The following is a 13,294-nucleotide window of genomic DNA, read 5'->3' as shown; positions in this document are numbered from 1 at the left end:
AATCAGAATAAAGATATGTTATAATATGATAGTATTTCGTTTAATTCATTATATGCAAAGTCTGCATTTTCCGATAATACAGCAAAGTCACGAACTCTTTTTAATTCACTTTTTATTAGACTACGTTCCATATTGTAGTTCTCCTGCGCAGAATTTATTTCGGGAGCCACGACTAAATCGTGTATTATGGCTATATGTTTGTCGGGATGCTTTCGTAATATACGACCTCTCCGCTGAATAAATTGCCTTGGATTTCCCGTGCTGGCACAGAAAATAGCCATCTCGCTACGGGGTACATCAACACCCTCGTCAAGACATTTCATTGATGTCAGGACTTCTATCTCACCACAAGCAAACTTATCAAGAATCTCGTTTCGTTCCTTAATTCCTGATACGAACTTTTTTACAGTTGTCGTTTTGCTGACATTCTGCACAATCCTTGTGTATGTGTCAATCAAATTATTAGAAAAGTCATCGTCATTAACACTTTCCATGCTGTCGAAGATATCAGCCGTTTCGTCATCAGGTCTTGCACCTTCTGGAACATAGACCAAAGTATATTTCAAATTCCCTTTCTCGGCATATCTTTCCTGAATGATTTGTCGGAATATCAGTTCTTTCTCTTGAGCCTTATGGACAATGCGTTTCCGTTTCAGCAGCAATCGCATCAAAATATCATCACCTTTGGGAAATGATTCTTTTTCCAGATTAAAGAACTTTGCCAATCGTAATGAGATACGCATATATTCAGCCCTCTCAGCATCATTTAGATGGACTATGTGTGGACAATACTTGTATCGGCAAAGATATCCCTTGTCAATAGCCTCTTGCATATTAAACTCAAATGTATAGCCATTTTCGCAGCCAAAGAAATCCATGATGGCTTTATTACCGCTATCATCAAACTGACGTTCTGGTGTTGCAGAAAGCCCTATGCGACGGGCGAACTTAACCCCGCCCAATCTGTCTAATATCCTTCCTGCTCCCATATTGTGTGCTTCATCAGCAATAAGTAGCATCTGTCGGGTAGTGTTCCTGTTAAAATCAACAAGCTCACGGAAGATGTTTTCTCTTGCAAAGGAGGCATATGTCGCTATGATAATAAACGATGATTCTTCACCGTCTATCTTGATACTCTCCTTTGTTTTGATGCTATCAAGTTCCGTTTTCCATTTGGGATTTTTAGAACTGACCTTAGTAATATGATTAAAATGAAACCTTTTACACTCATCTTCCCATTGGTCAACAAGCGTGATAGTAGGTACGAGGATAATTGCTTTATAGAAATGAAATTTCTTCCAGATGTTGAGCAGACAATTCAGCGAGGTAAGTGTCTTGCCTGTACCAGTAGCCATCGCGAATAGTCCTTTCTGTTTTACTTTCCAATTTTCATATGCTTGTTTCTGATAGCCTCGTGGCTCATCGAAAGGAAATCTTGGCTCCTTTTCTTTTAAAACATCAATGTTTTGTTCCTCTAACTTTTTAACGATGCTTTCCACCTTCTTTTGGGCTTTATTTAAGATAGCTTGAATGCTTAAGGGAAGGTTGTCATTAAGCCGTCTTAAAATAAGATTCTGTTCATCACGCATCAACTCACCAATCTCTTTATGTTTAAAATTGGCATAGATTCCAGCTTTTACGTCTTCGGCTTTCAGATAGACGACAGAATCATCTCTACCAAAGAACGTCCTTTCAAAATCCTCAACTATGTCATCTATCTTATACACATCACCTTGTCCATCCCAATCGCAGAAAGCCGTAAGGCTCTCTAAATTATCAATTAGGGCAGTACGGGAAAAATTACAAGAACCTTCAAAGGCTACCCTGTTCAACCCATCAGAGAACAATCCGCATTTTGAATGGGCAATACCTTCCCCATCTTTGGGTACTACAATCTTTATCTCCAGCCTTTCATTCTTAATAAGCCATGTCAAACATTCGAAAAAATGTTTATCTCTCTCGGACAAGGTACGTTTAACTTCCTCCAAGTTATTTAGGTTAAAATATTGAATTAAGTCACCGGCCTCACCTGCTATCATAGCTTGCTTGTCTTCAATGGAAAGAATATCATTGATAACCATTCGCATGCGTCCACCATTATAAAGGAACGTTGCAAATCCATCTGACAAGATGTTAATTGCCGATGAAGAAAAGAAGCCCAGTTTTATATCAAACTGAGTTGCATTACACAATGCCTCGGAAAAGAAACCGATAGGTTCCCACTCCGTTCGTGACTTATAACGACGACTGCCTGGCCAAAGTACATTTGCTTTGAGCATACACTTTAAATTATATGAAACAATTCGTACACATTATATCGTCACCCAAAATATCCACAAGAGTAGTGCCCTTGTGGTTGGCACAATTCTCTTTTTGTCGCTTGATGATATCAAGTTTAATTTGACGGATTCGCTCAGGCTTTATCAAATCAGCAAGGCTTTCGTTCTGATTCCATGTATATCCATCTTTCTCAAATTCCATTGCTTTCTTGAATAAATCAGGATGTTGCTCATAGAGCCAGACCCACTCTATCTTTTGCTGGAAAAAACAGAAGTAACAACCAGAACGACTACGGCAATAAGTGCCTTTTTCGCCATCTACCTCGAAAGGGATTTCCTCGTAGTAGGCAGGAACACCCACACCACTCTCTTTCAATAAACGGAAAATGTCTTCTTTTACTAACACATCCGTATTGTCAAGGAGTGGGAATTTGTCAAGTTTACCCACCGGATAATCAGTAGTTCTCAGGAATTCAAAGACAGCATGATTAAACAACTTTACGTCGTAGTCAAGTAAAGTATTCATTTTCTTCGAGTAATAGAACTGCTTAGCGACAGGTCTCTTCACTATCTCAATAATCTCGTCCCGCAGGAATCCTTTTGGACATAATCTCTCGTATATGTCAACTATCTGATCCAAATTCTCATGGTGTAGGAATTTATTAATAACATCTATACTCCATATATTCTTACGGAATGGGAATACGGCCTGAATATTGGGCTTCGATGAGATATAACCGTCTCTATCCTCATCGCCACGGATACCAACATATGAAACAGCATAATCACTTCCTACGTATTCTTCAAACTTATCCAGTTTCATTTTCTTAGTACACCAGCGAGCTTGTGGTGAAGGAAGAAATCCCCCCATAGCTTTCAAAAAGTGATGGAATGGCGTTGGCTCCGGACTGTCCTCCGCGGCCCTTAACCGTTCAATTTTCCCCAAGTAAGCTTCCAAACGATTAATTAGTGCTTCTGTTTCTGCCAATTCGCAACCTGTATCTGAATTGTAGTATTCAATCTTTAGCAATGGGTATGTTTTTTTCAGATAGATGGCGAGAGCTGCACTATCTTTACCGCCTGATATGCCTAATATATGTCTTACTTTTATCATTTATTCATCTTTTTGTTCAATATTGACAGCAATGTACAAATATCTACATTGCTATCACCAGATAACAGCTGACTAATCTTTTTCTCCAGTTTGTCAGCTTTCGTTTTATCTTTCTCAGGAAGCACGTAAGTTTGTGTCCTAATGTTAGTACCATTGTTTGTAACCATGTCAAAAGAGTAGGCCTCATTCTTGTCTGTATCGTCAACCTTCTTGGAAATATCTGCATACTTTTCGCACTCACGGAACAAATAGATGAGGTCATCTACGAGCTTGTCTTCTTGTTCATCTCTGAGCGCATCAAGACGCTGCTCAAGTATGGTATAACATATAGACTGGTACCATAGGGTTCGGTTGTCGTATTCTGTCATCACATGATGGTAGAATTCACGCTGTTTGTCTGTCAGTAGATAGACCTTGACATTGGTTAATCTCTTGCGAACTTCTAAAATGTACTCACTGTATTCGTAGCTTTGCAAACCAAATTTATCCACTAATCTTTCTTCTATGCGGTCTATCAACTGCGTATAGCAAGAACGCAATTCTCTGATAGCACGCTGGATTATATTACCATATTCACGAATAAACTCTTCATGTTTCAATTTCGCATGGTCAAATCCCAAAGCTTCTGGCAAATCATTGAAGAATGCTTTTTCTGGATCTTTTGCTTTTGCCAGCACATCACGGAATTTCATGGTTGACTCGTGGTTAAATTTGCGAGTATGCTTGGTATAATCATTCAGCCGCATATAGAAATTTAAAAAAGGCTTGATGGTTTCGATGAAGCTGGAGTTGGTTATAGAAAATTCTTCTCCAAGATTAATGAAGCGCCGATACTGATTGAAAAATCCCAACTTTACACCATCAATAGCAAACTTCTTAACCTCAAAGTCACCCGGATGCTTTTGCAGCAAATCGAAAAACTCCATGTTCACATTTGGTATAAAAGCTCCCCTTGATGCATCATAGAGTGCAAAATCCTGACGCTTGATAAACAAATAAGTTGGAATCCAAAATTCGAGGAATCCATGTTTTAATTTATAGGGCTGGGTGGAAAGAATCTTGATGAGTTCAGACACTTTTCTTGCTTTGTTTTCCGTACTCTGCAGAAACTCTTCGCAGGCTTCCCACAGAGGCATAAAGCCTTTATTAGTAGGCGAGTCTGCAAAGCCGCCATTTTGATGAAGCCCCGTGTTCAAAAGTAAAGAAAAATAAATTGTCTTTTCTGGTGGAAATTTGTTCTCAGGAAATCCAATTCTGTCTTCAGAATAGTGCTCCGTCAAGTATGTTAGATAACTTTTCCTCGCTTGAGTAATCGCGCCACTAAGCTTATGCCTGTTGAATAGTTCATTAACCATCACAGGTGTCTTACCGTAGACTTCATTGCAAACCTTCGACAGCAACTGGTTAAAATCACGATGTGAATTCACTTTCTGCTCTTTACCTCCAAACACCCATACCACACAATTTTTATAGGAGAAAAGGTTGTCGTTGATTGTCTTATTAAGCAAGGCCTCCTCATACTCTCTCAACTTTTGAATTTCTTTTACAGCCACCCTGTCGCTCTTATCTAAAACATGCTCCAACAGATATATATACTTCTTGATGTTGTAGAGGTGGTCGACGATATCCTTCGTATTGGTAAAATAAGCAAAGACAAGTGCATGATCTGTTTCTAAGCTTAATCTTTTGATTTCTGTCAAAACATTCTTGTGCGTGGAGATAATTAGTTCAATGAAGCCGTCTGTATCGCCAGTAGGAACAATATCCTGAGGCTCTTCACAAATCATGTATTCAAAGAATCGTGGGGTGCCTTTCTGAAAGAAGTGAGCTTTAACCTGGGAGATACGCTTGTTGAAAAATACATTCAGCTCATCAACAAAGGTCACAGGACGAGGAACTATCAAACCTGCTTTACGTATTTCTGCTTCAAGGTCAACATCTGTACCTTCGAACAACATCAGGCGTTCTTTGTAGACAGCATATCGAACTATTTTCTTGGCAGTCAGCTTCTGTATGATTGCCTTGGCATTGTCGATAGCCATGGCTTCCTTAGCGTAGGTCGCTATGTGTTCTGCTGTCAGCTTAAATCCTGCTGTACCAAAAAGGTTCAACAAGCCAATGGCTTTCACCAGATTCACAGCTTGAGACATCTCTTTCTTGCTGTCCCATTCTTGACCTTCTACTCGCTCTATAGATACTTGAATGGTGCTCCAGCTCATTGAGTCAGCATTGGCATCTTTTAGATAGGAATAGAAATTATATAGTATATAGTCATAAACTTTCTGAAGATTATATGTTAATTGCTTTACGGGTTCAAATTCGGAAATAGAATTGCTTCCTTTCGCTGCTAAGAAAGTGAAAAGAGAACGCTCATTCTGACCATATCGCTGAATAGCTGTTGTAATAGTGTAGGCTGAGAACGAATCCAACGGAAATAGCTGCTTAGCAGTTTCCAAAGGAAAATCGTTAGACACATATCCTGTTTCTTTGGCTAACCTATATAGTGGTTCAATATTATTCGCATCGTTTATCTTCCTTTCTTCCTTTAGCTGTTTTGATGCCAGTTGTAGCAACTGCTCTACAGGCTCTACAAAGGTAATTTCCTTGAAGCGGCCTTTTACTTTAATCCACTCGTTTGTCTGTGTTTCTGTCAATCCTTTGGCATAAGCACCAAAATTTTGATGGAGCACAGTGAGAAGCATCATCTGACGAGTCGGTACATTGACCAACTCGGACAACTTCTGTAAGAAATACAGCTCCGTCTCAGGGTTATTTTTGGCAGCATGTTCCAATACCTTGCCGAACTCATCTACAACTATTATCAGGAATTTGCCTTCCTTCTGACATTGATTATAATGATTCTTCAGGTTATCAAGAATACTGTTGGTATTGCCCTCCACATTTAGAGCGTTACTGAGAAGTGTTGACATCTCAGTATAGTCGCCAACAATATTCATAATCTCGAATGACTTCGCATCTGATAGAATTCTAGCATCCAATAGATAGTTCTGCTTGGCTATCTTCTTCAAATCAGATTCTAATGCCAGTAGAAAGCTCGATTTTCCTGTTCCGTACGAGCCTATAATCGTGAAAGAATGAATACCAGACTTGAAGTCGTTCACAATATTGTGAATTGCATTCTGAGCGTTAGGTGTCACCAGGTATTGCATTCCTTCAGCAAAACCGTTTTCAATGTTTGCAGATAAACTAAATGTCTTTACCATAATAATTGTCTAATACCTGTTTTATATCCAAGTCCTTAATAAACTGAACTTGCTTGATACCAGCCACATCACTATACACGAAAAAATGATTGTACTCATTGGCCAGTTGTTTCAACATCTCTATTGTCTCGAAGTTCTGCATACAGAAGACTAGGCCTACTCTTTCTTGTATGGTATCAAAGGGTAAGCTGTTGTCATCCTCCAGCTCCTTCAATTTTAGTAAACCATACAGAAAGATCTCCTTTGTTACCTCACGCTTACCGTCTACATTAAAGTAGTACCCCTTACTTTCTGAATTTAGGCGAATCAAGTCAAGGTCTATCAGAAGAGAAGAAAAGTCCTCATTGGATTGCGGCTTACGGGGCAAAGCATAGTTTTGCAAGAAAACTCCTACGTCTTTTCCCATTGTACTTTCGTTATATGCTGATAGCTTTCCTACTTCTGCCAGTTTCAATCTCGCATATGTCATCACAATACCTTTTTCAAAAGTAGAGCGTTCTTTTTGCAGCCCACAAAATAACATGTTATATAGTGAAGCTTTTCTTAAAAATACAAGATTAAAGTGCAAAAGCCATAGAGTTGCCATATCCTCAATGTACTTGTCCTTTCCATAATTCTCATTAAACAGATAGTTTCCTAACCATGTTGGCTGGTCTCCATCACATATACTAAAAACACCGAGCCAATAACGAATAGAAGAAACCATATTCTTCCCGACACCTAATTGTATTACCGCATCAGGGGAGCTGAAATTATTTCCATGGACTATGAAATCATATCCTTTTTTCAGCCATAGGCTTTTGCAAGGGAAAGATTCATGCCCTGAGAATATATATTTATTACTGATTGTTGCCATACTATATTGATTTGAAATATTCTTTGTTAAGCAACTCGGCTATATCTACTTCGAGCAGCTTGGCTATTTTCAGATATGTCTCCATAGGTGGTTGGCAAGCATTGGTACACCACTTAGATACTGTAGTAGGTGCACATCCAAGTTGTTCAGCCAACCATTTATTTGTCCTTTTCTTTTCTGCTAGCACTACTTTTATGCGATTAATATCTTTGTCCATAATGGATTATAGATTTGTTATAAATACAAAAGTACACATTTTTTTGAAGATAATGCAAAATATGGCTTTGTTTAGCCAAAAATATCACTAAATTGGCGTTTTCCTCATCATGTCTGTCTGATTACAATTAGAAAAGATTTGGACTAAGAATAGACCATATAAATCAAGTCCTACATTTTTAATTCTGGTAAACTATTTATCGCTTCCGACTTTAGCTTATCCACTGCACGGGTGTATTTCTCGGTATGCTTCAATCCGCTATGCCCCAATAGACTGGCAACAGTCTTGATGTTCGCACCATTATTCAGGATATTTACTGCAAAGCTATGGCGGGCACAATGCCAGCTGATGTGTTTGTTAATACCTGCACGCTTCACCCATCGTTTTACCGATTTGCAACAACTCTCATACGAGGGAAGATTGAAAATGGAGGAATTCAAATCGTCAGGTGCGTCACCAATCAATGACAGTAAACCATCGTTCAAAGGAATGACGACACCACTATGTGCCGAATGCCCTTTAGTCTTGTTCTGCTCAAACTTCAATAGGCGGTTGGTATAATCAATGTTCTTATAAGTTAGGTCTTTCACATCGCAGAAACGCAGACCACAATACAGACAGAAGATAAATGCTCGCCTTACATTGGGATTTTCGTTTTCGTAATGACATTGTATCAAGGTTTGAATCTCATCCATTGACAACACATCTTTGCGTAAAATCTGTTCATCTACCTTACACACCACACCCTTACAAGGGTCTTTCAACATCACTTCGTGGTCGATTGCATATCGCACAACCTTCTTAAAACGCTGATAGATGCTCTTTGCTCCTTCACCAACACTTCGTGATTGCAGATACTCCACAAATTGTTCCATCATATCCTTGGTTATCAAGTCGGGCTTAATGCTAAACTCATAGAGTGGGTATTGCTCTTTCAGAAAATCCTTAAAACGATTCAAGGCTATCTTTATCATTCGCAGGTCTTTCTTGGTGTAACTGTCAATGTACGCCTGATAATAGTCCAAGAAATTGATATTCCTATCCTTCTTCAACCGATAGCCGAGCATGCTCTCCTTAAACTCCTGTTCACGCTCTGCACGAATCTTGGCAGCCAGTTCGAGTGTTTCTTTGTTCTGTTGCCGTTCCGCTGGAGTACGAGGCTTAGCGATCAGGTACAACTGCAAATTTTCTTTTCGCCTGTTGTGCTTAATGTGTACCTTGGGCTTACCCATCATCTTGCCTGTTTCATACAAAACGGGATTGCCGTTTTCGTCTAAAACCGGTGTTTCTTCCCTACCAAGATAATACTCCAGATACAGACTTATCCGACCATCAGACAACACATTTTGCTCCAATTTCGGGTTTTCCTTTGCTTTATTTTCTAATTTTGCCATAATTGATAGTTATGTACCTAAATGCGTATCAAACCGACTAAAATTATTAACTCATTTATTTTCAGATGTTTTCTTATTTTGCAAAGATACTAAAAAGTTCCGAATATCAAAGTGTACTAAAAGTGTACTTTATGACAAAAAAACAGGCAAAAATGAGCAAAATCAGCAAATACAAGAAAATTGTAAATTGATGATTATCAACACAATATATTCTTTTAATTTCTCTTGTTTTCACGGCATTGTACCGGGTCTGGGTACAAATTAAGTGCTGTAAATCAACAGTTTACAGCACTTTTTTATTTTCCGGGTAGCCAAAGGGTAGCCCAAAACGGCAAAATATAATCTTTTTTATGAAACCAAGGGTTAATATACCCTTTTGGCTACCTCTGATTATCTTGCACTTATATTCTTTTGGGTACACTTTGTTTGCTGGGTACTTTATCGAGTTTGGGTACCAAGTAAAAACTAAGTGATTGTTTTTCAACATTTAGCTTTTTCTCTTTTTGCAACTGTTCCCAAATTGTTTACAGTCGGCAATCTTTGCTATAATAAAGAGACGACCTGTGATTTTTATTGTATAATTACTTAGGTAGCTAATCAAAATTAAGTAACATGTTTAGAGAAGTTTATATGTAACCCTTTACCGATGTCTTCTAATATTCTGTTGGTGGTATAGAAAAACATGTCGGAGGTTTCATAGTCTTGCGGTTTAATCCATTTCCTCTTGAGTATTCGTCAAAGAGTCTCGGCAATGTTCAATTGCGGATAATATGGTGGAAGGTAAAAGAGAAAAAGCCCTGTTTTCTCCTAAATGGCTCGAGGCTCCTTGATTTTCTTGTTTCTATGAATAGTGACGTTGTCAAGAACGACAAACGTGTCCATCTCTAAATCGAAAGAAAGCTCGTCAAAGAAGCAGACAAATTTAACTGCCGTCATTTTTTTAAATGTAGTAAAACCTTTGTAATGATTGTCATACTTTATCATTCCAAAAATGTTGAGATACACTACTCTATGGGATAGAATATAAACTTCTTCCCCCTTCAGTTGACAGCCATAAGGAACGTATGCTTCGATACATATGTGGCTTTCATCTGCATAATATAGCTTTATTCGTCTTTCGAATGCCTAGCTCTCAAGTTCTTGCAACTTCTCGACTGTGTGTTCATAGAGTTGTGGAGAAGGTACTCCCCTTGGACGTTTCTTATTCACTTATATCTTGCGTTAATGTGGATAAAAAGCGTTTGAAAGTTGAGCCGCTCGCTTCTTTGCCTGCTCCCATGCTGCCCTTGTCTTGCTCACGCTCTGTCTGTCTTGTTCTATCGCATGACGGACAGTATCCTTGTTCGAGCAATCCATTATAGGCTTGCGTTCCTGTTCTGAACGTTTTCTCACCCCTTCCATGCCCTCGGCTTTGAAACGCTTTAGCCATGTGTTTACATTGGTAAGACTCATGCCTGTTTGTAACCCAACTGCCGATGAGGATAGACTTTCGGCTTTCAGAAGAATTGCTCGACAGCATATACGAAAACAATGTTTCTTGCCGGAAAAATCCTTTCGCGAATGAGAAATGTTTCGTCTCTGTTAACTCAATACTTTTGGTTTTTCCACAATAGAAAGATGAAATTTGCCAATAAATATTTTATATAAACTAATTTTGCTTACTTATCATTTGACATTTCTTGAATTATTTACTCATAAAGCATCTTTCTATTTACGTGTTTATTGTATTTAATACTATCACTTTCCCATATTCCCCACTGCTTAAAAAAGAATGTTGTACCCTGCTTTTCTACTTGTTCTTTTAGTTTTACTACCCATTCTTTCCTCATCAGTTGAGCTAGAGTGTTACATTCTCCCCCAACAGTAGCCCGATCAATACCCTTTAAATTTATTTTAATGTGAGTTAGACGGATTATAAGTATCTGTATATTTGGTGATTAGCGAAAATTGTTGTAACTTTATGTTGCTAAAATACAAAGGATTATACTTAAGTGTCAGAAAGATATCTGAAACATCTCAAGTGTCTTTTGTTTATAGTAGTTTTGTGATATTTATTGTTTTATGCCAAAGAATCTGCTTTTATTGCGGTTCAAAACGTATGGTTAGGAAAAGGCGTGAGAATATTCGTCAACGGTAGCGTTATAAGGATTGAAATCGGTACTTTATTGGTCGTTATCGACTCTGCAGCGAGGAGGTTAATGCAGCGTTTGGGTTTGACAATTCCACGGGGGTGACCTTGTGGAGAAGTCCAGCGTTTTCTGCCGTACCATTTTCACCGTTATCTCTCGTCAACCTATGAAGAATCTCTCCCTTGCCAAGCTGGGCAAAGCCTTTGTTTTGATGGGCGTTACGTATTGGAGTCGTTACTTTGGTGTAGTCATTTTCAGGTCGCATGCTTTAGTATAAGTTTATCTCGAAGAAGGAAATACTTGTAGACAATTACCAAAGTATCGACTATCTGATGACTTGCGGATACGAGATACAAGGCGTCGTCAGTAATCGTCTTAAAGGGCTAAGGGTACAGTTCTTACCCTACAAGTTCCAGCATTGCTAGTCTCATCAGTTAATGAGGATAAAAACTAAGTTCACACTGCATTCCAACCTCCCGGCTTCTCAAGAACTGTTCACCATCACAAAGACACTCTGTCACACAGATAGGAAATCCTTCATCGGCACTTTAAATGCGTGGCTCATCAAGGAACGGGTTGTGGATTGCGATGGAAAGACGCACTATGTACGCAAGAATACACACAGCGCATGCCAAAGTTTTAAAAGAGATATGCCGTGGTTGTGGGCATAGTATGATTATTCTGAATTAAATATCCCAAATACCAGCAATGAGTTTGAAGTTTTTAATGTTGAATTAAAAGCTAAACAGAACTTGCACAAAGGTATCAGCGAGGAGAAAGGAACTGTTTTTAGGTCTCTTTTTGGTACTAAAACCAAGGATTACAAAAAATAATCGCTATGATCACCGAGGGTTAAGTTACAGAATTTACATGTATAGTAGATGACTTTTGCAAGTTTTTTGGGTGCCATGATGGCAAAATAAATATACCCTGAAACTTCATAACAAGTGGAGTTTTCATCGTGATTCCACGATGTCTAATGCAGAAATTATACTGATCATGATCCTTTTACACGATTCCGGTTACCGTTGTTTGAAACATTTCTATACGGATAAAGTCTATTATCATCTGTGCCATCTGTTCCCATAGTTGTCTCTTACAATCGCTTTGTAGAACTCGAAAGAGAGGTCGTCATTCCTTTGGCGTTGTTCATCAAAAAGGTTCTTTTAGGCAGATGTACGGGTATCAGTTTTGTGGATATCATTCTTCTGCGTGTGTGCAAGGACCAACGAATCCATATCTAATGGAAGGATTATATATACCTATCAGAATATTGTATAGGATTTTTATCTTTATACGCAGAGTTTCCTCCTTATAGTTACCATCTCTCTGTGAGAGCCCAGACTGCGCTGGATACACGATGGTCTTCGTTCGTTTTGTTGACGAGGAACTTAAGGGTAAAAATGTCGTTTTCTAGACCTATAAGGCTAAACATATGATATTTAATAGTAGTAAAGCAAGCTATAACAGCGCTTAGAACTATTTCATGCAGGCTTTTTATGGTAAGTTCGACTGGAAGAACCGTCTGATTCCTGCGCCTATCGATGGTAAGGTAATATCTTTCCAGCCAAAGTATAAGCGCGGTTACTACAAAGAGTAAAGTACCATTAATCCATCAGGCAACATCTTTGGCGGCGCCATAACAATAGCCGTGCGTTAGCACGGCCAGATAAAAGAGATGATGAAGTATCTCGATAAGAACTTTCCTGTTGGCAATTAGACCGATACCAAAGGCTGAGCTGTGGCGTTTATATCATTGGCGGTAAGAAAGTGATTATCAGATAATCACTTATTATCCTTATAGTGAAGGGAAGTGTGTAGAATAGGCCCTGAGGATGTATGGTATTCCTGTATACTGTTACGTGTAAGTTTATATGGGTATGATTTATCACGCCCATAATTTTGGCACGGACCTTTGTATTCTCGCCTCCGCACATCCTTACCTCATCACCTCATCACGTACATGGTTAGGAGCGTAATGAAGCACGTCTCAACGGTTCACGGTCTTTATGGCCGCCTTTTAGCTCCTTTACAGCGTAATGATAGAACCATTACGCCGTAAAGGTTTTTAAATGTTTTAT

At 38.8% G+C, this 13,294-nt stretch carries 11 protein-coding genes and 1 pseudogene; 3 read left to right on the top strand and 9 right to left on the bottom strand.

The window, feature by feature from the left end; translation table 11 throughout:
- Positions 1–2: 2 nt before the first annotated feature.
- From HMPREF0663_RS03720 to HMPREF0663_RS12335, 9 genes are all read right to left on the bottom strand, one after another.
- On the bottom strand, positions 3–2,279 hold the full coding sequence (locus HMPREF0663_RS03720; RefSeq protein ID WP_004368864.1) for a DEAD/DEAH box helicase family protein: 2,277 nt from the start codon (positions 2,277–2,279) through the stop codon (positions 3–5).
- Positions 2,280–2,289: 10 nt separating this feature from the next.
- Entirely contained in the window at positions 2,290–3,393 is a 1,104-nt protein-coding gene (locus HMPREF0663_RS03715) for an adenine nucleotide alpha hydrolase family protein (RefSeq protein ID WP_004368863.1), read from the bottom strand.
- Positions 3,390–6,617 (bottom strand): hypothetical protein, encoded by a 3,228-nt coding sequence (locus HMPREF0663_RS03710; protein ID WP_004368862.1) that lies wholly within the window; start codon positions 6,615–6,617, stop codon positions 3,390–3,392. Before HMPREF0663_RS03710 ends, HMPREF0663_RS03715 begins: the two co-directional genes overlap by 4 nt.
- The gene (locus HMPREF0663_RS03705) at positions 6,601–7,473 is read right to left on the bottom strand and encodes a DUF4007 family protein (protein ID WP_004368861.1); all 873 of its coding nucleotides are present in this window, start codon (positions 7,471–7,473) and stop codon (positions 6,601–6,603) included. The genes HMPREF0663_RS03710 and HMPREF0663_RS03705 overlap by 17 nt, the downstream gene beginning before the upstream one ends.
- A 1-nt stretch (position 7,474) precedes the next feature.
- Positions 7,475–7,690 carry a helix-turn-helix transcriptional regulator gene (locus HMPREF0663_RS03700; RefSeq protein WP_004368860.1) on the bottom strand — a complete coding sequence of 72 codons (216 nt, stop codon included), beginning with the start codon at positions 7,688–7,690 and terminating at the stop codon, positions 7,475–7,477.
- A 170-nt stretch (positions 7,691–7,860) separates the two neighbouring features.
- Entirely contained in the window at positions 7,861–9,084 is a 1,224-nt protein-coding gene (locus tag HMPREF0663_RS03695) for a site-specific integrase (protein ID WP_004368859.1), read from the bottom strand.
- An 807-nt stretch (positions 9,085–9,891) separates the two neighbouring features.
- Complete coding sequence (locus HMPREF0663_RS12180) at positions 9,892–10,194, bottom strand: transposase (protein WP_261794061.1); 303 nt, start codon at positions 10,192–10,194, stop codon at positions 9,892–9,894.
- Positions 10,195–10,305: 111 nt separating this feature from the next.
- Positions 10,306–10,485 carry a hypothetical protein gene (locus HMPREF0663_RS12175; protein WP_374188043.1) on the bottom strand — a complete coding sequence of 60 codons (180 nt, stop codon included), beginning with the start codon at positions 10,483–10,485 and terminating at the stop codon, positions 10,306–10,308.
- A gap of 287 nt (positions 10,486–10,772) precedes the next feature.
- The gene (locus HMPREF0663_RS12335) at positions 10,773–10,976 is read right to left on the bottom strand and encodes a DUF5131 family protein (protein WP_374188042.1); all 204 of its coding nucleotides are present in this window, start codon (positions 10,974–10,976) and stop codon (positions 10,773–10,775) included.
- 346 nt (positions 10,977–11,322) lie between these two features.
- Between HMPREF0663_RS12335 and HMPREF0663_RS12115 the strand changes: the two genes are divergently transcribed.
- The 3 genes and pseudogenes from HMPREF0663_RS12115 to HMPREF0663_RS12165 all read left to right on the top strand — a co-directional run.
- Positions 11,323–11,490: a hypothetical protein gene (locus tag HMPREF0663_RS12115; protein WP_200795439.1), complete on the top strand. Its 168-nt coding sequence runs from the start codon at positions 11,323–11,325 to the stop codon at positions 11,488–11,490.
- Between the two features lie 160 nt (positions 11,491–11,650).
- Entirely contained in the window at positions 11,651–11,884 is a 234-nt protein-coding gene (locus tag HMPREF0663_RS12170) for a hypothetical protein (RefSeq protein WP_234955547.1), read from the top strand.
- Positions 11,885–12,087: 203 nt separating this feature from the next.
- A pseudogene (locus HMPREF0663_RS12165) lies at positions 12,088–12,454 on the top strand (IS982 family transposase); the annotation flags it as partial.
- Positions 12,455–13,294 lie beyond the last annotated feature (840 nt).

The sequence above is a fragment of the Hoylesella oralis ATCC 33269 genome, assembly GCF_000185145.2.
Lineage (GTDB): Bacteria > Bacteroidota > Bacteroidia > Bacteroidales > Bacteroidaceae > Prevotella > Prevotella phocaeensis.
Note: the sequence above shows the minus strand (reverse complement) of the source record. Positions and strands in the feature narration are given on the sequence as shown.